This window comes from Secundilactobacillus malefermentans, from assembly GCF_008033155.1.
Classification (GTDB): Bacteria; Bacillota; Bacilli; order Lactobacillales; family Lactobacillaceae; genus Secundilactobacillus; species Secundilactobacillus malefermentans.
The window spans coordinates 965,290-988,257 of the sequence record NZ_CP042371.1 but is presented as its reverse complement, the minus strand read 5'-3'; the positions used below and the strand labels follow the sequence as shown (position 1 = coordinate 988,257).

The following is a 22,968-nucleotide window of genomic DNA, read 5'->3' as shown; positions in this document are numbered from 1 at the left end:
TCGTGTCAGAAACAGCCACACCAAAAAATTCACTTTGGTTCTCGATTTTGTTGGGAACCTTAAGTGCCACGGGTCCACTCGCTATTGACCTTTACTTACCTGCCTTACCGCAGATGACGACTGAATTACAAACAACGACTTCGCTGGCGCAGCTGAGCATTACGAGTTGCTTAATTGGACTCGCGATTGGGCAAATTATTATTGGCGGTCTAAGTGATCATTTTGGGCGCAAAAAGCCACTCATCATAGGCTTCTTTCTGTTTGGCCTAGCCTCACTTGCCATTTCATTCACGTCATCAATTACGCTACTAATTATCTTGCGATTCGTGCAGGGAATCTGTGGTGCAAGCGGTCAGGTCCTGTCTCGAGCCGTTGCCCGCGACTTATTCTCCGGCCACAAATTAACCCGCTTCTATGCCATTTTAAATTCAATTAACGGGGTCTTCCCAATCATTGCGCCAATTATTGGTGGCCTGATGATCCATTTTATGCCGTGGCAGGGAGTGTTCGTCCTGTTGGGCATTATCGGCTTCGTCCTGGTTGTCCTCATCATGGTTGGCTTACCCGAAACTTTGCCAACTGAGCATCGAACCGTTGGCAACTTTTGGCAGTCTCTTAAGGGGATGGGCAGCGTCTTCTCAATTCCCCATTTTGCCACCTGGACGATTGCAACTGGCTTAATATATGGTGCTTTGTTCAGTTACATTTCGGCGTCATCGTTCATCTTTGAAAAAACGTTCCACCTCAGTCCTCAGATTTTCAGTTTGTTCTATGCGCTAAACGGGCTGGGAATGATTCTCGGTAACAACATCCCCGGCTGGCTAACGGCGCGTTACTCTGACCGTACACAGGTTAGAGGGGCCTTAATTGTCACCATTTTGGCAAGTGCCGGATTACTGATTAGCGCCACCATGAAGCCCCAACTAATGGTTGTTGTCGCATTGATCTGGGTGTTTGTGATTATGAACGGAATGCTGCTGACGTTAACAACTTCCATCATTATGAATCTCACCGATCGCCATGCAGGTAGTGCCTCTGCAATGGTGGGTCTATCCCAAAATGCCTTCGGGAGCATCGCCTCACCGTTAGTCGGCGTTCTGGGAACTGGCTATGCACCAATGGCCGGATTGATTATGCTGACCAATTTGGGTGCATTAGGCTTGATGGGGCGAAAGAAAAAGACGACTTAACGATTTTGGCATTCCACCTACAATCAGGTACAATTGAGTTAATATCGAATTGGAGGAATTACTATGTCAGCCAAACAACTTACGTGTAACGAGACGTTCGCCAGTGCAAGTCACCGAATCTTTTTATCTGATCTAAATGAGCACGAAACCGTTTTTGGTGGTCGAATTCTGTCATGGGTTGATGATAGTGCCTCCATTTCTTGCGAGCGAGCCTCCCGACAAGTGACCGTCACCGCTAGTCTCGACCACATCAACTTCATTCACCCAGTTGTCCTTCAGGATGGCTTGGATCTTCAATCCTACGTTACCGGTGCTGGTCATCGCTCTCTTGAGGTATTCGTCAAAGGAGTTGGAGAACACTTGTTAACCGGCGAGAAATTTTTAGCCTTCTCCTGTTTCTCTACCTTTGTGACGCTGAGCAAAAGTCCAAATCCTGCCCTACCGGAAATTGTGCCAGTTACTGACGAGCAAAAATTCATTTGTGCTGGCTATGATGAGCGCAACGCAGCACGGAAGGCTGGCCGTGCGGTTCAGAAAGATTTGATGGATCATTTAGAATTGTAATATCGACTAAAAAGTGGCCGAGACAAAACAAAAGTTTTGTCTCGGCCATATCTTTTTACTATTACTTTTCCTAATCAGGCTCCAAAAGGCACCTTCTATATTATTAACTATTTATTTTTTCCGTCTTAACATACTTTGCTGCATTTCGACCCGAGTTACGGCCTGAATAGAAGGCGAACCCAACACAGGTTCCAGGCATGTTTGGACCATAAGTATCTCCGGCAAGGCCAGCTGAATCATTACCACCTGCGTATAAGCCCTCAATAACAGTTCCCTTCTCGTCCTCAACCTCATTTTCAGGTGTAACTTGTAAGCCACCCATCGTACAGAAAGCGCCAACGTTCAACTTAAACCCATAGAACGGACCCTTTGCAACGGGAACAAGGTACTCGGCATCCTTACCAAAGTCACCATCAACGCCGTTCTCGCAATAGCCATTATAGTCTTTAACCGTCTCCGTCAATTGGCTAACGGATAGGCCCATCTTTTGAGCAAGTTCTTCGACTGTGTCCGCTTTAAAAATGAAAGGCTTGTTGGCTGCAACTGCTTCATCAATCTCATCCTGCAGCTTTACCATCTTTTCGCCACGTTTGACGTAAACGCCTAAGCCCATGAAGTTACCGTCCTTAGCCATTTTATCAATCACGCCTTGATCCAAAATACTGTAGGTTTCATTTTGCGTGTAAAGCGCATTTCCGGCATATGAGAAATTGTAAACAACGGATTCATCAACGAATCGTTTCCCATCTTCGTTTACCCAAAGAAGCGGTTGTTGACCGGCAGCGGTGTTCATCTGGGATGCCATAAATTTGAAAGCTGGCCCATCTGGATCCTTTAGGTAGCCGCCAAATAGCATTGCTAATCCTGTTCCATATTGCTTAGCACCCACGTTCCAGGCCAAATTCAATCCATCGCCAGTTCCCTTGCCTGAACTAACAGGAATTAAACGTGAATCATCATAATGGGTGAGATTTTTGATCATCTCTGGATTATTTAGGTAACCACCAGTTGCGAGAACGACTGATTTCGTTTTGATATCTTCAGACTCACCAGACTTAACGTCCTTAATTGTGATGGCATCAATTGCGCCCTCACCGTCACGATGTAACTTAGTGGCCGTTGTCAGGGTCAATAGCTCAACGCCAAGCTTTTCCGCCTTAGGTTGTAAAGCATCGTGAATAACAGCGTTGCCCATCCCTTTGTAAATGTGCCAAGTCGCTTCACCGGCACCCATGGCTTGGACGCCTTCGTATTCGACACCTTGGTCCTTCAACCATTTGACGGTGTCAGCACTATCGTCCACGTAACGGCGCCAAATACGAGAATCAGCGCGATACTTAGAATACTCGACCTCTTCCTTGAGAACTTCCGTCCCAGAAACATGGATTCCCTGTTCCTTTTGAAGGTATGAATCAACGGCGAACAAGCCTTCCGTGTAGTTACTACTCCCGCCAGTGCTCTTTCCTTTTTCAAGTAGTAAAACTGAGGCGCCATTTTGGGCAGCCTCTAAGGCAGCTGAAGTTCCAGCTGCACCAGTTCCAACAACGACAACATCATATTCTGTTTTTTTACTGATTGTCATGGTAAAACCTCCATCTATATAGTGAATAATTGAGCATTAATTTGAAAACAATCCCCATCCCATGTAGAATTAATAAGATCGTAATTGCTATTTCGACTACATCATAAAGCGTTTACATTTTGATTAAAACGGGGATAAAAGTTCGGTACCCGAACTTTTAGTTCTCCTACTGGAGTGAATAATTTGGATATCAATTTATTAAAAACCTTTCTTAGTGTCGTTCAGTTAGGTAGCTTTTCCAAAGTTGCTGATAAGGAGTTTCTATCACAGCGGGCCGTTTCAAAACAGATTTCCAAATTAGAGGCCGATCTTGGTGTTGCTTTATTTACTAGAAACGCGAACCAAATCCAACTAACGCCGCAGGGAAAATTCTTTTTTTCATCCGCTCAAGATATCGTCAATAACTATTCAACAGCCGTCTCTGAGCTAAATCAAATGAACCAACAATCTCCGGAAACGTTGCGGTTAGGCTACTTTTCAGCATTTGAAAAACAATTATTAGAAAATGCACTCTTGCCCGTCGTCGCCAATCATCCCAATCTGCATTTAACGGTACGAGAAGAGAGCAACGAACATTTAACTGAAAGTGTCTCAAATGGCAGCCTGGACGCTGCACTTTCCATCTCATATGGGCGGCCCGCTTTGGCGCCCACCTCCCGCTTGACGGAGAAACCTATTTTTCAAGGTAAAATGGTCATGGGCGTTAGTAATCTCGATCCGCTGAGCCAACAAACCGCACTCAGTCCAGCTGACTTGGCTGACAAATCCATTCTCTACTACAGTCCGGAAAGCTCCACCTTTTTGTTGGAAAGCTTTCTTGCAAGCGTCCCCTTCATTACAAACTTTGAACAGATCAAACGGGTAACGAGCCTTGAGCAAATGGCACTACTAGTATCGCTTAACCAAGCATTTGCCTTTTTCCCGCAAGGACTCATTGCTGGTACCAACCAGGAACTGGCTAACCTGACCCTTTTGCCAATTTCTGACAGCAAAAGTCAAACCTATCAGATCGTGGTGATTTATAATACAGAAAATAAGAATCCAAATTTAAAACGCTTTTTGAAAACATTACCAAAAGACTAATTTTACCTAAAAATTTTAATGGATTACTAAAGAATCAATTATCAATTACGAACAAGTGGTGTAATGAATTCAGTCATTCGGTCAGGGGAAACTGACACTTGTTGCAAATTCGGGGGTATTTTCTTGGAGTCATTTAAAACAAAACACGTTAATTCTAAATGGTCGTTATCCGGCCTAGCATTTGTCATACCGTTTATCATGGTTTGTATCGTTTTTGCATCAAAAAAAATCACACCTTTTGGCAGCCATAACCTGCTCTTCAGTGACATGGGTGCCCAGTATTTACCATTCTTATCTGCATTTCGGCACCAACTATTAACGCATGGCGTTCACTTATTTTCCTTTGGGTTATCGCTTGGTGACAACGTAACGCCACTAATTGCCTATTATTTATTGAGTCCGTTTAATTTACTCGTTTTACTATTTCCACAAAATCTATTACCGACTACGATTAGTGTGATCATTATTTTTAAAATTGCATCAATCGGGTTAACAACCAGTATTTTTTTGAGACGCGTTTATCAGTCAACTAGTTATTCAATCGTCTGGTTCTCCACCGCCTTTAGCCTGTGTGGCTTTGTTGCCATGAATTTTTACACAATTATGTGGCTGGATGCCCTCATTTTATTGCCTTTAGTGGCACTTGGAATCCATCGACTCATTGATAAAAATCGATTTGATTTATATATCGTGACACTTTTATTAAGTATCGTGACCAACTACTATTTGGGCTATATGACTTGCCTATTTTCCGTGCTGTACTTCTGCTACCTTATTTTCAAAAATTCAGAAGTCCGCTTTACTGCCACTTTGAAACAGTCATTGACTAAGATCCGGGACTTCTTTAGCGCCTCCCTGCTAACTGGGGGTGTAAGTGCCATCTTGTTGATTCCCACTTTTAAGGCGATGCTGGCTACCGGAAAAGGCACCTTTGATGCAGCCAGCTTCAATTTGTTACCGACATTTGGGCTTGGCGCACTGTCACAGCTTGAACCCGCAAGTAGTAACTACCTCATCCGTATTTTTCACTATCCCAGTTTCTATGTGGGCATACTGGTCTTTCTTTTGCTTATTACGTACTACTACACTGAGGAAATTCCTCAGCACTACAAAAATATGTCGGCGGGTCTACTGGGTATTTTGTTTTTAAGCATGTGGGTGCGTGTCCTCAATACCGGCTGGCATATGCTTCAGCAACCTGCTGGCTTTCCATTTCGAAACGTCTTTTACTTTTCATTCGTGTGCGTCTTTTTAGCTTTTGAAGCATGGCAAACGCACCCAGGAAAGGTGTTAAACGACATGCAAAAGTTGGCGGTGATTGGGACAGCCATTGGCATTATCGTTCTCGGCAAAATTGGATTCTTCATTGATGCCAAAATTGTCGGTCCCGACTTTTCTTCCACAATTACGCGGTTAGCTCCTCCGATTCACTTAACACTGCTGACCTGCCTGCTGATCATTATTGAGGCCACTTTCCTATTTTTAAAGCGCCAAACCTACACAACATTGACCATCATTACCCTCATTTCGTTCGCTGAAATCGGCGGTAACTTCTTCAAATCAATGTATGGGATGGCCTTTGGTAATCAGCAACTCTATTCCAAATACTTCCAAATTGAGTACAATCAGCTAGATAAACTAACGGACAAAGATCAATCATTTTACCGGTTGAATAATCAAAGTTCACTGGTCGATGCAGCGATGGGGACTAAATATAATAACTATAATGATTCGCTATTATTTAACTATTTTGGTGTAAGTTCATACAGCTCTACACTAGATAATCAAACGCGCGATATGCTCCACCGGCTTGGCTTGTTCAGCAAAAATGTTCGTAGAATTTCGTCACAGGGTATTTCGCCACTCGTCGACACCTTACTTGCGATGAAATACACCAACTATCCGAATCAACCTTCACCAATGCGGAATCCCAATTACGCTGGAATCGGCTTCACAACTCCCGAGAACCTTGCAACCGTTAATTTATCAACCAATATTTATCAAAACCAATTACGCTTACTAAAGCAACTTAACGCCCCTGCGCAAACGATTCTGCCGCCAACAATTCTTAGCGAACAGGTCACGAGGTCGCAGGAAAATCCAACTAACTATTTGCACACCCTGCGCCTGAAGGTTGCCACAACGGGACCACTATTTGGCTATTCAAGTCATGTCATTTATCCAAGTCTCCGGATAAACGGCATCAATCAGCCCCCTCGAATCCATGCTACCGGTCACCGATATTTAATGAAGTTCGGGTCTCATCGTAAAAATGAACTCGTGACGATTTCATTTGCTAGTAAGCATCAGCACTTGAGTCACAACACCCAATTCTTCTCATACGACGAGAAAAAATACGCCACCTTTATCAGGAGTCTGAGGATTCGCCAGTTCAAATTAGATTCAGTTTCAACCCCAACCCACATCTCTGGAATGGCAACTGGCACAACTAAAAATAAGATCCTCTTCCTTTCCATTCCAAAGGAAACTGGCTGGTCCGCGAAAGTAAACGGCAAATCGGTTCAAATTAAATCGGTTGCCTCTCACTTGATGGGCATCCCGCTCAAACAGGGCAATAACGCCGTCAATTTAACGTATACGGTCCCAGGCTTCAAAGCCGGAGCCATCATCTCAACGATTTCTCTTCTCGGCCTCTGCCTGTTTACGTGGCAAGTTCGGCGTAAAAAATAATCAAAAAATCGTCAATTCTATTAAGTTAGAATTGACGATTTTTTGATTGATATTTAGTTTGCGATTTTTGCGATTTTTCCCTGTTCAATATAAACCGTTAAGATTGCAATATCAGCGGGATTAACACCACTAATTCGAGTTGCTTGGGCAATCGTAACTGGTCGAATCTTATTCAATTTCTGGTGGGCTTCAGTGGCCAAACCATCAATTGCATCATAATCAATTCGATCAGGAATCTTCTTATCTTCCATTTTCTTCATTCGGGCAACGTTAGCTTCCGCCTTTTTGATGTACCCAGCATACTTAATTCGAACTTCAACTTGCTCCACAACGCGGCGGTCAAGAGGTTCTGCTGATGCTGGAATAAATTTCAATAAGTCATTGTATGAAACGAGTGGTCGACGAAGAAATTCTGCGGCCAAAACGCCATCCTTCAATGCCTTTTCGTTATGAGACTCAACGAATGCATTAACTTCAGCTGATGGCTTAACTCGAACGCTATTGAGGCGCTCAAGTTCTGTTTCAACTGCTTGCTTCTTCGCTTCAAACTTAGCAAGTCGGTCATCCGAAATTAGGCCAAGATCATAGCCCTTTTCAGTTAACCGCATGTCAGCGTTATCGTGACGTAAAATCAAGCGATACTCTGCTCGACTCGTCAATAGACGATATGGCTCGTTGGTTCCCTTTGTAACAAGGTCATCAATCATAACGCCAATATAAGCCTCTGATCGTTTCAAGGTAAATTGACCCTTGTCTAGCGCACGTAATCCAGCGTTGATTCCGGCAATCAGTCCTTGACCAGCTGCCTCTTCGTAACCAGAAGTTCCGTTGGTTTGGCCAGCGGTATAGAGGTTCTTGATGAGCTTAGTTTCCAGGGTTGGCTTTAATTGGTATGGTGAGACGACATCGTACTCAATTGCATATCCGGGACGCATCATTTCGGCATTTTCTAATCCCTTGATGGAGTGAAGAATTTTCTGCTGAATTTCCTCTGGCATCGAAGTTGAGAGACCTTGAACGTACCATTCCTTGGTGTGACGACCTTCTGGTTCCAAAAATAGTTGGTGCCGCTTCTTGTCCGCAAAACGAACAATCTTATCCTCAATTGAAGGACAGTAGCGGGGGCCAACCCCTTCGATAACACCTGAGAACATGGGTGCCCGGTCGAGATTATCCCGAATAATTTTATGAGTCGTCTCGTTCGTGTACGTGAGCCAACATGAGAGTTGATTTTTCAGTGAAAGATAGTCTTCATCTGAAGATTCAAAACTAAAGTGGTTCACATCTTCATCACCAGGTTGCTCTTCTGTTTCATCATAGTTAATGGTTGTTCCATCAACCCGTGGTGGTGTTCCAGTTTTGAATCTGACCAAATTAAGGCCCAGATCCTTTAAGTTTTCAGATAGTTTCATCGCTGGTTGTGAGTTGTTAGGGCCAGAAGAATACATCAATTCGCCAATGATAATCTTCCCGCGAGCGGCAGTTCCGGAACTGACCACAACCGCCTTTGCGTGATACTTTGCACCGGTATTTGTGATAACGCCACGGCACTCGCCATCCTCAACGATTAGCTCATCAACGATTCCTTGACGCAAGGTCAAGTTCGGTTCATTTTCGATGGTGTTTTTCATTTCCGCATGGTAAGCATGCTTGTCAGCCTGTGCTCGTAAAGCACGTACGGCTGGACCCTTACCCGTATTCAGCATTCTCATCTGAACGTAGGTCTTATCGATGTTGCGTCCCATTTCGCCACCAAGGGCGTCAATTTCGCGAACAACGATTCCCTTTGCCGGCCCACCAACTGATGGATTACATGGCATGAAGGCGACCATGTCCAAATTAATCGTCATCAAAAGGGTTTTGTTCCCCATTCGGGCAGCTGCAAGAGCCGCTTCTGATCCTGCGTGCCCAGCACCAACGACGATAACATCGTATTCCTCGCCACTATAGGCTTTTACCCCAGTCATTTCTTTTCTCCTTTTAAATTGTTTCATGTGAAACATTTTTGATTGTTTGGGTGACACTTTTACTTACTTTCCGACACAAAATTGACTAAATAACTGATCAAGCAGTTCGTCTTGATAACTGTCACCCGTAATTTCACCCAGTAGGTTCCAGCAACGGGTCATATCAATTTGCACAAGGTCAACGGGCATCCCTGCTGCGATACCGTGAAGCACGTCTCCTAAAGCATCGTTGGCCTGATTAAGTAAGCCAATGTGACGAGCATTTGTCACCATAACGCTGTTTTGATTGCTCTCAATACCCTCATCAAAGAATAGACTTGCGATTCGTTCTTCAAGTTGATCTAATCCTTGGTTGGTTAGAACGGAGGTCCCGATAATATCTTCCGGTTTTGCCCAGTCAGCCAAATCTTCATTGGACACTTTTCGCTCCAAATCGGTCTTGTTTAAAATGATGAGTCGCTTGTCATCATCCGTAATATCAAGCAAATTACGATCTTCATCAGTTAGTGGCTCACTCGCATTAATGACGACCAATACCAAATCTGCCGTATTGATTGCTTTTCGTGACCGTTCGACACCAATTTTTTCAACTTTGTCTTCGGTATCTCGGATTCCTGCCGTATCAACCAATTTCAATGGAACACCGCGAACATTAACGAATTCTTCGATAACATCCCGTGTCGTTCCCGCAACGTCAGTGACAATTGCCTTGTCCTCATGAAGCAAATGGTTCAAAAGACTTGATTTCCCAACGTTAGGACGTCCCACAATGGCAGTTGCTAATCCATCACGAAGCACTTTTCCCTGTTTTGCGGTTTTTAACAATCGCTCAATTGACTGACGAACCTCAGTTGCTTTTTCTCTCAGTAATTTGGTAGTTAACGTTTCGACGTCATCATATTCTGGATAATCGATGTTAACTTCAACTTGAGCCAACACTTCCAAAATATCTTGGCGCAAATTCTTAATTAGCCGTGACAAACTGCCATCTAGTTGGTTCAGGGCAACCTTCATCGACTTGTCCGTTTTTGCGCGAATCAAGTCCATAACTGCCTCTGCCTGAGATAAATCTAATCGGCCATTCAAAAAGGCCCGTTTTGTAAATTCACCTGGTTCGGCCATTCGTGCGCCATTACTCAAAATTAGCTGCAAGATTTCATTTGTCGCAACTAACCCACCGTGACAGTTAACTTCTACCACGTCTTCTTTAGTGTACGTTTTAGGTGCCCGCATTACTGAAACCATAACCTCGTCTACTTCATCTTTGGTTTTTGGTTCAATAATGTGACCATAATTAATGGTATGACTGGCAACCTTTGCCAAGTCTTTGCCTCTATATACTTTTTCTACAATGCTGATTGCGTCCTCACCACTCACTCGAATGATGGAAATACCGCCTTCGCCAGGTGGCGTTGCAACGGCTGCAATCGTATCAAATTCAGTTGTCGTTGACATACTTTGTACCTCCTAATTGCTCATGACTGCACAAAAAAAGTGCCCACTCCATGCCACCTAATAGCATGGATAAAGCACTTTGACTACTTTATCTTTTAAGATAAGAATGATTGCTTCTAATATAAAATGGATTCGCTACTTTGTCAATTAAAACCCAGCTGTTCGGTTTACAATTTTGGGGCAATGACAACTGAGCGCCGTGGCTCTTTGCCAGCTGAATATGTAATAACGTGGTGGTTTTGTCCAAGTGTTGAATGAATTTGTTTGCGTTCAAATGAAGGCATTGGGTCTAAATACACGGGCTTGCCCGTCGCAACGACTTCGCGAGCCATATTATCAGCAAGTCGGATAAGCGTCTCAGCTCGTCGCTCACGGTAACCAGCAACGTCCAATTCCGCGTCTAAATGCGCTGCACCCTTATGGTTCAAGAAAATCTGTGCCAGGCTTTGTAGTGCGTTAATTGTCCGTCCGTGCTTCCCAATTAAGAGACCTTCCGCTTCGGTCGTAAATCGAACCGTCACCTTGCGCTGCTGCAGGTCTACTTCTGTGGTGGCATCCACTCCGAGTTGAGAGACAATGTCCAACAAGTAACCCTCTAACTCATCAATTGCCTGCTCATTTGACTCAGATTTATGCTGTGGCTTTTGGGTGGCTACTTTCATTCGTTTCGGCTGCTTTTTAACAGCCTGTTTAACTGGCTTATCATCAACGACTTTTTTAGGTGCCCGCTTGATGATGCTTACTTCCGCCTGTCGTTTGCCAATTCCCAAGAATCCGTGCCGAGGCTGAACCTCGATTGAAATGTCTGCGTGCTCACGATCTAGCTGCATAGTTGAAAGGCCAGCCTCAATTGCTGTCTCAACCGTTGCGCCTTTAAAAACCGTCATGAAATTTCCTCCTAATTGCTCGATAACTCTTTTATCAATGATTTCCAGATTCGATTTTATCATATTAAACGCATGAATAGCGGCTTAATTGGACAAAAAATAAAAAGCTAGGACAAAAGTTACTTTGTCTTAGCTTTCGAATTTTCTAAACGATTATTTACGACGACTCTTTCGAGCTCGTTTCATCGCCTTTTTAACAGTTCGTTCATGATCCAACTGTTCTTGTTGCTTCTGATCCCGTTCCTTCTTAATCTTCCATGGGTTTTGAATCGTCAACGTCTGTCCAGCTTGGAAGGCGTTGGTGATGACCCAGTAAAGTGAAAGGGCTGAAGGAACATTTAAGGCGGTGAAGAAGATAACGACCGGCATTCCGACCGTCATCATCGTCGTCATTCCGCTACTTTCTGGTTGTGACTTCATTGAAAGCCACGAACTGAAGAAGGTAAATACTGCAGCCAAGATTGGAAGGACAAAATAAGGATCTTTGTCACCGAGTTTTAACCACAGGAATGAACCTGTTCTTAAAACCTCAGTCCGCCAGATAGCTTGATACAGCGCCCAAATAATTGGCAATTGCACAATCAATGGTAAGCACCCCGCAACTGGATTCACACCAGCCTCAGAATATAATTTTTGTTGTTCTTCTCGAAGTTTCTGCATTGTTTCCGTGTCACGAGAAGAGTATTTCTTTTGTAATGCTTTAAGTTGTGGTTGGACTTCTTGGGTTCTTCGCATACTTCGCGTCTGGAAGATCATCAAAGGTAAGATGACGATTCGGACCAAAATAGTAAAGACGATGATTCCCAATCCATAACTACCGTTAAATAGATGAGACAACCAGATAATAGCTCGCGAGAAGTTTAGGACAATTAAACCGTCCCAAATTCCCGTACTATTACTTGTGATTGGATTATTACTACAAGCGGATAGCAGGAGAACTAATCCAACGAGTCCCAGCATCAATAGGATACGTCTATATTTTTTCACTGTTTTTCCTCACTATAATTAGAGTCAAGTAGCTTTGCTAACTTCAATACGTGGATCAAGTGATGTTTAGTTTCTTCCATTGATAACTGGTCAGCCCTAGGACGAGCAATTACCAAAAAATCGACATCTTGCTTTAAATCTGGTTTCAATTCTAACAGTGTCTGTCGAATTCTTCTCTTGACCCAGTTACGGTGAACCGCATTCCCAATCTTTTTGCCAACTGAAATTCCAACCCGAAAATGGGGCTGATCTTTTTTATCCATAGTATAGATAACAAATTGGCGGTTTGCGACCGAGTTACGCGTTTCAAAAACCTTTTGAAACTCCGCTTCTTTTTTTACACGGTATGATTTTCGCATGATACATCTCCAAAATGTGTCGAATCATCTGATACAAAAAGGCCCGACCAAATTCAGTGAAAAAGAAAAGACCACTGAACGGTCAGTGGCCTTATGCAGATAATACTTTTCTGCCTCTTTGGCGTCTACGAGCTAATACGTTACGACCGTTGCTGGTACTCATACGCTTGCGGAAGCCGTGAACACGTGCACGATGACGACGCTTTGGTTGGTAAGTTCTCTTCATAAGGACACCTCCTACTTAACTAGCTTTTTGAGCTGATTTATTTACATCATAGATTTCCTAAATGCATTTCCTGAATATAATATCATATTATAGCCAAACTTCAAAGGGCTAATTTAGATTTCTCTGTGATTTTTTAATTTTTAAATTTTGTTTCATGCACAGAGCCTGTGGATAACTTGTGCATATCTTTATTATTATCCACTGGAAACTCACAGGCTCATCCCCCAATTCACAGGCACTGGAAAAAGAGCCTCCTCACCTTGTTAATACTGTGGATAACTCGTGAAACACTTGTTGCTATGCACTTCCTTTTACACAACGTTCTGTGGATAACTTGAAGATTATTGAAAAACTTCTGACTTATCAACAGCCCTGTGGAAAACTTTTCGACAGCCTGTGAAACATTTATGAACAGGTTCGTTTACCTGTGGAAAACTCTAAAACTTCATGCTAAACTGAATTTACTATTTCACATAGGAGGAGGAAAAAAAATTGCTTGATCTTCAAACAGTATGGGGAGCAATCGCCGAAAGTTTTCGAAAAGTCTCGACACCCGTCACTTATTCGACCTGGATTGCGAGCGCTCAACCTATTTCATTAATTAATCATCAGCTAACGATCAAGCTGCCGTCTGCCCTACATAAAGATTATTGGGAAAGTAATCTGACACAGGAGCTGGTTGAATTTGCCTACCAAGCAACCCATGAGGATATTCAGCCAGATTTTGTTGTCGACATAGATCCAGTTGAAACTGCTACTCGCAAAACAACCAGCGATAACGCTAATGAGAATGTTCCGACATTTATGAAGGAAACGAAACTAAATCCCAAGTATACGTTTGATACCTTTGTTATTGGTAAAGGAAATCAAATGGCTCACGCCGCTGCGTTAGTTGTTTCAGAAGAACCTGGTGCAATGTATAATCCACTCTTCTTTTATGGTGGTGTTGGTTTGGGCAAGACCCACTTGATGCACGCCATTGGTAACAAAATGATGCTCGATAGACCCAACACTCGCGTTAAATACGTGACCAGTGAGGCATTCACCAATGACTTTATTAACGCTATTCAAACCAAGACACAGGAACAATTCCGTCAAGAATATCGAAATGCCGACCTCTTATTAGTCGATGATATTCAATTTTTTGCTGATAAAGAGGGAACTCAGGAGGAATTTTTCCATACCTTTAACTCCCTATATGATGATGGCAAACAGATTGTATTGACTTCTGACCGGCTACCACGGGAAATTCCAAAGCTGCAAGATCGGTTAGTTTCCCGATTTGCATGGGGATTATCCGTTGATATTACGCCTCCTGATTTGGAAACTAGAATCGCCATTTTACGAAATAAAGCCAACGCTGATCATATTGATATCCCAGATGACACACTGAGCTACATCGCTGGTCAAATTGACTCCAACGTTCGTGAATTAGAGGGTGCTTTGGCACGAGTTCACGCTTATTCCAAACTCAAAAACACCCCTATTTCAACGGATCTAGTCGCTAAATCGTTAAAGAGTCTCAATCTTGGAAACTCTCACGCTGAGATTACCATTCTGTCTATTCAAAATGCCGTTGCAAGCTACTATCACGTCTCACTTGCCGACCTTAAAGGAAAGAAACGAATGAAATCAATCGTGATGCCGAGGCAGATTGCCATGTACCTTTGCCGGGAACTGACTGACAATTCGCTTCCTAAAATTGGGACTGAGTTTGGCGGTAAGGATCACACAACCGTTATCCATGCTTACGAAAAAATCACTGAATCTCTTAAAAATGATACCAATCTTCAAAACGAGATTTCTGACTTAAAAAATGAACTTAAAAGATAGTAAAAAGGCAATCACTTATCCTAAATTAAAAATTTGGGATTAATGACTGCTTTTTTTTCGTATTTTAGGCTATCATGGGAATAGTAACTTTATTTGCTAATTCTCGCGGTTGTGGATAAATGTAATTTTTTTGTAAAGTTATCCACAAGTTATGCACAGGCCAATTTTCACGGTGGGGCTCACTTCTACATAGTTATCCACCGTATCAACTGCCCTACTACGACTACTATCTTTTTATTAATTAATATAAATACATCCCTAAGGAGTGACACACTTATTATGAAATTTTCAATTCGCCGTTCAGTTTTCATCAAGGAATTATCAAACGTCCAACGCGCCATTTCATCAAAAACAACGATTCCAATATTAACGGGACTAAAACTAGTTGCCACAGATAACGGTCTGACACTTACTGGATCTAATGCTGATATTTCAATTGAAACGACCATTTCTGCGAGCGATGAAGATAACGCATTAGCAATCGCAAGTACGGGTGCCATTGTGTTACCTGCCCGATTCTTTAGTGAAATCATCAAACGACTACCAGAAGAAACATTCCAATTAGAAGTAACTGAAGGATTTCAAACTGAGATTACTTCTGGTTCTGCATCCTTTAATGTTAATGGGCTAGATGCCAACAACTATCCTCACCTACCTGAAATTGATACAACTGATGCCATCAAATTAGATGGTGCGGTTTTCCGCGAATTAATCAGTCAAACGGTTATTGCCGTTTCTAATCAAGAAAGCCGGCCAATCTTAACTGGGGTCCATTTTGTCTTGGATGAAAATCAATTCTTGGCGGTTGCTACCGATAGTCATCGATTAAGCCAACGAAAAGTTAACTTACAAACGGGATCGACTTCTAAGTATGATGTTATTATTCCTGGTAAGAGTTTAGTTGAACTCTCCCGAATGATTGGTGACGAATACGATCAAGTTGAAATGCGCCTTTCTGAAAATCAGGCCCTATTCATCTTGGGAGAAACCTCTTTCTACACACGTTTGTTAGAAGGAACTTACCCTGATACATCCCGACTCATCCCTAAAGAAGCGGAGACGACACTTGAATTCGAAGCACCCGCTTTGCTTGCTGCAATTGAGCGAGCATCCCTTCTTTCACATGAATCGCGCAATAACGTCATCAAATTAATCATTAAGCCTAGCGAAAAGTCAGTTGTGATTTACGGCAACTCACCCGATGTTGGTAAAGTTGAAGAAGCATTAGTTCCTAACACTGTGGAAGGTTCGGAACTAGAAATTTCATTCAACCCAGATTACATGAAGGACGCCCTTCATTCATTTGGTCAATCAACCATTAAAGTTTCGTTTACCTCAGCGTTACGACCATTTACCTTAGTTCCAACTGAGGATGATGAAAACTTCATTCAATTGATTACGCCAGTTAGAACGTTCTAACCGACGAAAATAATCGTGAAAAGCCACCAGAAATTTTATTTCTTGGTGGCTTTTTGTGTGGTTTCAAATTTTCCAGCTGAAAAGTTGAAAAATACCTAATTTTAATTTTAAAGCCGTTATTTTTCGTTCTCAGGAATTTTAGACAGTTTGATATTCAGAACCTTAAATTTCATAAAAATGCGCAGAGAGCGTTGTATGGTGTCGTAAACTGTACAATCGGTCTGATAAAGGGTATAATATTCGTATGTGAAAAGGTGGGTGGAAAGATGAAAAAAGACGTTACCATTGATACACCCTATATAACATTAGGACAGTTACTCAAGGCGGAAGCAGTCATTAGTTCGGGCGGTCAAGCAAAATGGTTTTTGCATGACAATGATGTTTTAGTGAACGGTGAGCGCGATGATCGTCGGGGTAAGAAGCTTTACGAAGGCGATACGGTTGCTGTACCTGATGTTGGATCATTTACGATTCATTCAAAGTAGGGTGAAACATGTATTTAAAGAACATGAGTTTACATCATTTTCGAAACTATGAGGCAATAGATGTCACCTTTAAAAATGGGATTAATATTCTACTGGGTGAAAACGCTCAGGGTAAAACGAACCTATTGGAGGCAATCTATTTTTTGGCGCTAACGCGTAGCCACCGGACTAATAGTGATCGCGAACTCATCAGCTGGGATGCCGAAGCAGCTCAGGTTGTTGGACGAGTTCAAAAGCAGACCACCTCAGTGCCACTTGAAATTGATTTAGGAAAGTCCGGCAAACGGGCTAAGATTAATCATTTGGAACAAGCAAAATTATCACAGTATATTGGTCAACTAAACGTCATCCTGTTCGCACCCGAGGACTTATCCTTAGTTAAGGGGTCGCCACAGGTTCGGCGTCGTTTTATTGATATGGAATTTGGCCAGATGAATTCTCGCTATCTTTATAATTTGTCACAATATCGGACGATTTTGAAGCAGCGAAACCGCTATTTAAAGGAGTTGCGCAGCCACAAAGAATCCGATTTAGTATTTCTAGACGTGCTGTCTGATCAATTGGCAGCATATGGGGCTGAAATTATTTGGGAACGGTTGAAACTGCTAAAAGAGTTGGAACACTGGGCAGCGGAGGTTCATCAAGAAATTTCACAGGGAAGCGAACGGTTAACGTTTAGGTACATAACACCACTTGAAAAAGAACAGTTAGTTTCCACGGATACAATCTATGAGGGATTAAAGAAGTTATTTGAGGAGAAGCGTGAAAAAGAGCTTTTTCAGCGAACAACGTTGTTCGGACCACATCGTGATGACCTGCAATTCTTTGTGAATGACAAGAATGTTTCAACCTATGGCTCTCAGGGGCAACAGCGAACAGCAGCACTCAGCGTGAAATTGGCCGAAATCGATTTGATGAAGGCTGAAACTGGGGAATATCCGGTTTTGCTGCTGGACGATGTTCTTTCAGAATTAGATGACAATCGTCAGACGCATTTGCTAACGGCGATTCAAGATAAGGTGCAAACCTTTTTGACAACCACTAGCTTAAGCGGCATCGCCAGACAGCTAATTCATGATCCAAAGGTATTTTACATTGAAACGGGCAAATTAGTCGAAGAAAAAACGGATGAAACGTCAAATTAATAAGGGGGCAACGCATTTGGCAGACGAAAAAGAAACAAAAAAAGAGCGTGCAGCAGAATATGATGCCAGTCAAATCCAAGTACTAGAAGGTCTAGAGGCTGTTCGTAAGCGACCTGGTATGTATATTGGCTCAACGAGTTCTCAAGGACTTCACCACCTCGTTTGGGAAATTATTGATAATGGTATCGATGAAGCCTTAGCCGGATTTGCAAACGAAATCCACGTGACTGTTGAAAAAGATAACAGCATTACCGTGATGGATAACGGGCGTGGAATTCCAGTTGGGTTACAAGAAAAAACTGGTCGACCAGCTTTGGAAACTGTTTTCACGATTCTGCATGCTGGCGGTAAGTTTGGCGGCGGCGGATACAAGGTTTCTGGTGGTCTTCATGGTGTTGGTGCATCAGTTGTTAATGCGTTGTCGACTGAATTAGACGTTAAAGTCGTTCGTGATGGTAAGCGTTACTATATGGACTTTGCTTATGGGCACGTTCATACCGAAATGAAGGTCATTGATGAAGGCCTAGCAGAAAATATTCATGGGACGACGGTTCATTTTGTTCCGGATCCAGATATTTTCCGTGAAACGACGACTTTTGACATTAATACGTTAACAACCCGTATTCGTGAACTTGCCTTTCTGAATAAGGGACTACAAATCACGATTCGGGATGAACGCCCGGAAGAGCCAACCGAACAAGATTTTCTATATGAGGGCGGTTTAAGGCATTACGTTGAATATTTAAACAAAAATAAAACCACGCTTTTCCCAGAACCCGTTTACGTTGAGGGTAAGGAAAAGGGGATTACGGTCGAAGTTGCGATGCAGTATACGGATGATTTTCATTCAAACCTGCTGACTTTTACGAATAACATTCACACCTATGAAGGTGGGACCCATGAAGAAGGATTCAAGCGGGCTCTAACTCGAGTTGTTAATGATTACGCCCACAAAAAGGGATTGTTAAAAGAAAACGAAGATAATTTAACCGGTGAAGATGTGCGTGAAGGGATGACAGCTGTCCTGTCAATCAAGCATCCAGATCCTCAATTTGAGGGTCAAACTAAGACAAAACTTGGAAATTCAGATGCTAGAACCGTTACGGATCACTTATTCAGTGAGTACTTGATGGACTATTTGATGGAAAATCCTACTGTCGGTAAAATTATCGTTGATAAGGGTTCTTTGGCTTCAAAAGCCCGAGTTGCCGCTAAACGAGCTCGTGAAGTGACTCGTAAAAAGAGTGGTCTTGAAATTAGTAATTTACCTGGTAAGTTGGCAAACAACTCAAGTAAAGATCCCGCAATTTCTGAACTATTTATCGTCGAGGGTGATTCTGCCGGTGGTTCAGCCAAACAAGGACGTTCCCGTTTGACGCAAGCAATTTTACCGATTCGTGGAAAAATTCTGAACGTTGAAAAAGCTAGCATGGATCGAATTTTGGCTAACGAAGAAATTCGATCACTGTTTACAGCTATGGGAACCGGGTTTGGTGATGAATTTGATGTTTCAAAGGCAAATTATCATAAGCTAATCATCATGACCGATGCCGATGTCGATGGGGCTCATATTCGAACCTTGCTATTGACCCTGTTCTATCGCTACATGCGGCCACTTGTTGAGGCTGGCTACGTGTATATTGCACAGCCACCGCTGTACCGAATTCGACAAGGAAAGATGCAGCGTTATATTGATTCAGATGAAGAATTACAAGAAGTCTTGGGACAATTGCCACCATCACCAAAGCCTGCAATTCAACGATACAAAGGTCTTGGTGAAATGGATGCTGAACAACTTTGGGAAACGACAATGGATCCAGAAAATCGCCGTCTCCTTAGAGTTGATTCTGAAGATGCCATTCAGGCAGATCAAGTATTGAGCATGCTGATGGGTGACAAAGTTGAGCCACGACGTAAATTTATCGAAGAAAATGCAAAATTTGTTCAAAACTTGGACATCTAAGTAACCAACCTAAATTGAGTTGGATTTGAATTAAGACTGGAGGTTGCAAATTTGGCTGATGAAGAATTACCAAGCCGGCGGATAGAGGACGTTGATTTATCCAAAACAATGAGAACGTCATTTTTGGATTACGCAATGAGTGTTATCGTTGCGCGTGCCCTGCCGGATGTCCGAGATGGATTGAAACCCGTTCACCGACGGATTTTGTACGATATGAACGAACTGGGTGTGACACCTGATAAACCCTACAAAAAGTCTGCCAGAGTTGTTGGTGACGTTTTAGGTAAGTATCATCCCCATGGAGATACTGCCGTTTACGAGTCAATGGTTCGAATGGCGCAGGACTTTAGTTATCGGTATATGCTTGTTGATGGTCACGGAAACTTTGGTTCTGTCGATGGTGACGGTGCTGCGGCGATGCGTTATACCGAAACGCGTTTAAGCAAAATCGCGATGGAAATGTTGCGCGATATCAACAAAGATACAATCGATTACCAAGATAACTACGATGGAACTGAACGCGAACCTTCTGTGCTTCCTGCTCGTTTCCCTAACTTATTAGTGAACGGTGCGTCAGGAATTGCGGTTGGGATGGCAACAAACATTCCCCCTCATAACTTATCAGAGGTTATCAGCGCGATTCATATTTTGATGGATAATCCTGATGCAACAACTGCCGATTTGATGGAGGCTGTTCCAGGGCCTGATTTCCCAACTGGTGGCGTTGTCATGGGAAAATCTGGGATTCGGAAAGCTTATGAAACTGGTCGTGGATCAATTATCGTCCGTGCTAAGGTCGAAATTGAAGAGCAAAAGAACGGCAAACAGCGGATTATTGCAACTGAAATTCCATACATGGTCAACAAGGCCAAGCTAATTGAGCGAATTGCTGAGTTAGCTCGTGAGAAGCGAATTGAGGGCATTACTGATATAAACGATGAATCTGATCGTGAAGGAATGCGGATTGTCATTGATGTTCGTCGTGATGCAAGTGCTGAAGTTATTTTGAATAACCTATACAAAATGACCATGATGCAAACATCCTTTAGCTTCAACATGTTGGCAATTGTTAAAGGTGCCCCAAAGATTCTCAGTTTGAAGGAAATTCTTGTTTACTATCTTGAACATCAAGTTGAAGTTATTAAGCGACGGACTGCTTTTGAATTGAAGAAGGCTGAGGCTAGAGCACATATCCTTGAAGGATTGAAGATTGCGCTAGACCATATTGATGCCATTATTAGCATCATCCGTAATTCTCAAACTGGTGAAGTTGCCAAGGATCGGTTAATGAACGAGTACAAGTTAACTGATAAGCAAGCCCAAGCAATCTTGGACATGCGTCTTGTTCGATTAACTGGTTTGGAACGGGATAAGGTTGAAAAAGAATATAACGGTTTGATATCAGACATTGCTGGTTATAAAGAAATTTTGGCTAGTCGTGATCGGGTTAACGAAATCATTTATCAAGAATTATTAGATGTTCAATCCAAATTTGGTGACAAACGTCGGACAGAATTGATGGTTGGCGAAGTCTTGAGTCTTGAAGATGAAGATCTAATCGCTGAGGAAGACGTAATTATCACGTTGACCCATACCGGGTACATCAAACGCCTACCAACTTCAGAGTTTAAAGCGCAGAACCGTGGTGGCCGTGGGGTTCAAGGAATGGGCGTGCATAACGATGACTTTATCGAGCACCTTGTTTCTGCCTCAACCCATGACGTTCTGTTATTCTTCACGAATGCTGGAAAAGTTTACCGAATGAAGGGTTACGAAATTCCTGAATACGGTCGTTCCGCAAAGGGAATTCCAGTGATTAACCTGCTGGGTATTAATACTGGTGAGCAAGTGCAAGCCGTGATTAATATTTCTGGCGGCGGGGATGAACAGCGCTATCTGTTCTTCACAACCGTTCACGGAACTGTTAAACGGACGCCAGTTGACGAATTCACCAATATTCGGAGTAATGGACTAAAGGCAATCACCCTTAAAGAAAATGATGAGCTGATGAACGTCGCCATCATTACCGATAGCGATAACATGATTATCGGAACTCATTTGGGATATGCCGTTAGCTTCAAGTCTGGTGATGTGCGTTCAATGGGACGTTCAGCTGCCGGAGTACGAGGAATTCGTCTGCGTGATGACGATTACGTTATCGGTGCTGATATTCTTCAACCAGATAGTAAAGTGTTTGTCATTTCCGAAAAAGGATTTGGTAAACAAACCCCTGCAAATGCCTACCCAATTAAGGGTCGTGGCGGTAAGGGAATCAAGACCGTTAACGTTTCCGAAAAGAACGGACCGTTGACAGGACTTGCAACTGTCTCAGGTGATGAAGATATTATGCTTGTGACGAATAAAGGCGTCATGATTCGATTCGGTGTCGAGAAGGTTTCGGAGACGGGACGAGCAACACTCGGAGTTCACTTGATTCGAATTGATGAGGATACAAAGGTTGCAACGATGGCTGTCGTTGAAAAAGAAGCGCCAGCTGATGAACAACCAACCGATGAAGATGAGACAGCGGAGACGCCAAAATCAGATTCAGAAGACGAATAATTTCAAAAAAAGATTAGAACGAAAAATGTTCTAATCTTTTTTAATACAGTCAGCTAGTCAATTTCGTAATTAAGGGAGTAACGCAAATAACATCTCTTGCAACGTCCCGTATTGCACTTTGATTTTTATCATGATATACTATTTATCTGTGAGTGCCGTCAATTTGACGGTAACTCTCCTTACTCATCTAAATCTCAAGAGGATGGGTCTGAAGTCCATAAGGAGGTGTAATTTTCATGGAAACTACTAAATATGAAATTACCTACATCATTCGTCCTGACCTTGATGACGCTGCTAAGACTGCCTTAGTAGAACGTTTCGACAAGATCTTGACTGACAACGATGCTAGCGTAATTGATTCAAAAGATTGGCAAAAGCGTCGTCTTGCTTATGAAATTGGTGGCTATAACGAAGGTGTTTACCATATCGTTAACTTAACAACTGCTAATGCAGAAGCATTGAACGAATTTGACCGTCTTTCAAAGATCAATGATGATATTCTTCGTCACATGATCGTTAAGCGCGAAGCTTAATTTACCGATAATTCAATTATCAATAATTAATGAGGGG

At 42.7% G+C, this 22,968-nt stretch carries 18 protein-coding genes; 11 read left to right on the top strand and 7 right to left on the bottom strand.

The window, feature by feature from the left end:
* Window positions 1-2 precede the first annotated feature (2 nt).
* Complete coding sequence (locus tag FGL90_RS04755; RefSeq protein WP_147657127.1) at window positions 3-1,190, top strand: multidrug effflux MFS transporter; 1,188 nt, start codon at window positions 3-5, stop codon at window positions 1,188-1,190.
* A 63-nt stretch (window positions 1,191-1,253) separates the two neighbouring features.
* Window positions 1,254-1,754, top strand: a complete 501-nt coding sequence (locus tag FGL90_RS04750) for an acyl-CoA thioesterase (RefSeq protein WP_010619009.1) — start codon at window positions 1,254-1,256, stop codon at window positions 1,752-1,754.
* Between the two features lie 103 nt (window positions 1,755-1,857).
* Here FGL90_RS04750 and FGL90_RS04745 read toward each other — a convergent pair whose 3' ends face one another.
* Window positions 1,858-3,336, bottom strand: a complete 1,479-nt coding sequence (locus FGL90_RS04745; RefSeq protein ID WP_147657125.1) for an FAD-dependent oxidoreductase — start codon at window positions 3,334-3,336, stop codon at window positions 1,858-1,860.
* A gap of 174 nt (window positions 3,337-3,510) precedes the next feature.
* Between FGL90_RS04745 and FGL90_RS04740 the strand changes: the two genes are divergently transcribed.
* On the top strand, window positions 3,511-4,419 hold the full coding sequence (locus FGL90_RS04740; RefSeq protein WP_404814658.1) for a LysR family transcriptional regulator: 909 nt from the start codon (window positions 3,511-3,513) through the stop codon (window positions 4,417-4,419).
* Window positions 4,420-4,542: 123 nt separating this feature from the next.
* A complete protein-coding gene (locus FGL90_RS04735) occupies window positions 4,543-7,110 on the top strand; it encodes a YfhO family protein (RefSeq protein WP_187240445.1) in 2,568 nt (855 codons plus the stop codon).
* Between the two features lie 53 nt (window positions 7,111-7,163).
* Here the strand turns inward: FGL90_RS04735 and mnmG are convergent, their stop codons facing one another.
* The 6 genes from mnmG to rpmH form a co-directional block, all read right to left on the bottom strand.
* Entirely contained in the window at window positions 7,164-9,077 is a 1,914-nt protein-coding gene (gene mnmG / locus FGL90_RS04730) for a tRNA uridine-5-carboxymethylaminomethyl(34) synthesis enzyme MnmG (RefSeq protein ID WP_010619013.1), read from the bottom strand.
* A 63-nt stretch (window positions 9,078-9,140) separates the two neighbouring features.
* The gene (mnmE, locus tag FGL90_RS04725; protein WP_010619014.1) at window positions 9,141-10,532 is read right to left on the bottom strand and encodes a tRNA uridine-5-carboxymethylaminomethyl(34) synthesis GTPase MnmE; all 1,392 of its coding nucleotides are present in this window, start codon (window positions 10,530-10,532) and stop codon (window positions 9,141-9,143) included.
* A 167-nt stretch (window positions 10,533-10,699) separates the two neighbouring features.
* Complete coding sequence (jag, locus tag FGL90_RS04720) at window positions 10,700-11,419, bottom strand: RNA-binding cell elongation regulator Jag/EloR (protein ID WP_010619015.1); 720 nt, start codon at window positions 11,417-11,419, stop codon at window positions 10,700-10,702.
* Window positions 11,420-11,572: 153 nt separating this feature from the next.
* Complete coding sequence (locus tag FGL90_RS04715) at window positions 11,573-12,406, bottom strand: YidC/Oxa1 family membrane protein insertase (RefSeq protein WP_147657119.1); 834 nt, start codon at window positions 12,404-12,406, stop codon at window positions 11,573-11,575.
* Window positions 12,403-12,765, bottom strand: a complete 363-nt coding sequence (gene rnpA / locus FGL90_RS04710) for a ribonuclease P protein component (protein ID WP_010619017.1) — start codon at window positions 12,763-12,765, stop codon at window positions 12,403-12,405. The genes FGL90_RS04715 and rnpA overlap by 4 nt, the downstream gene beginning before the upstream one ends.
* 91 nt (window positions 12,766-12,856) lie before the next feature.
* Window positions 12,857-12,991, bottom strand: coding sequence for a 50S ribosomal protein L34 (gene rpmH, locus FGL90_RS04705; RefSeq protein WP_010619018.1), 135 nt, complete (start codon window positions 12,989-12,991; stop codon window positions 12,857-12,859).
* Window positions 12,992-13,483: 492 nt separating this feature from the next.
* On the opposite strand from rpmH, the gene dnaA reads away from it, so the two are divergent.
* From dnaA to rpsF, 7 genes are all read left to right on the top strand, one after another.
* The gene (gene dnaA, locus FGL90_RS04700; protein ID WP_010619019.1) at window positions 13,484-14,824 is read left to right on the top strand and encodes a chromosomal replication initiator protein DnaA; all 1,341 of its coding nucleotides are present in this window, start codon (window positions 13,484-13,486) and stop codon (window positions 14,822-14,824) included.
* Between the two features lie 279 nt (window positions 14,825-15,103).
* On the top strand, window positions 15,104-16,243 hold the full coding sequence (gene dnaN, locus FGL90_RS04695) for a DNA polymerase III subunit beta (RefSeq protein ID WP_147657117.1): 1,140 nt from the start codon (window positions 15,104-15,106) through the stop codon (window positions 16,241-16,243).
* 266 nt (window positions 16,244-16,509) lie between these two features.
* Entirely contained in the window at window positions 16,510-16,728 is a 219-nt protein-coding gene (gene yaaA / locus FGL90_RS04690) for a S4 domain-containing protein YaaA (protein WP_010619021.1), read from the top strand.
* Between the two features lie 8 nt (window positions 16,729-16,736).
* Complete coding sequence (gene recF, locus FGL90_RS04685; RefSeq protein ID WP_147657115.1) at window positions 16,737-17,873, top strand: DNA replication/repair protein RecF; 1,137 nt, start codon at window positions 16,737-16,739, stop codon at window positions 17,871-17,873.
* Window positions 17,874-17,889: 16 nt separating this feature from the next.
* On the top strand, window positions 17,890-19,836 hold the full coding sequence (gyrB, locus tag FGL90_RS04680) for a DNA topoisomerase (ATP-hydrolyzing) subunit B (RefSeq protein ID WP_010619023.1): 1,947 nt from the start codon (window positions 17,890-17,892) through the stop codon (window positions 19,834-19,836).
* Window positions 19,837-19,944: 108 nt separating this feature from the next.
* Window positions 19,945-22,398, top strand: coding sequence for a DNA gyrase subunit A (gene gyrA, locus FGL90_RS04675; protein ID WP_404814664.1), 2,454 nt, complete (start codon window positions 19,945-19,947; stop codon window positions 22,396-22,398).
* 236 nt (window positions 22,399-22,634) lie between these two features.
* Window positions 22,635-22,931 carry a 30S ribosomal protein S6 gene (gene rpsF, locus FGL90_RS04670; protein ID WP_010619025.1) on the top strand — a complete coding sequence of 99 codons (297 nt, stop codon included), beginning with the start codon at window positions 22,635-22,637 and terminating at the stop codon, window positions 22,929-22,931.
* Window positions 22,932-22,968 lie beyond the last annotated feature (37 nt).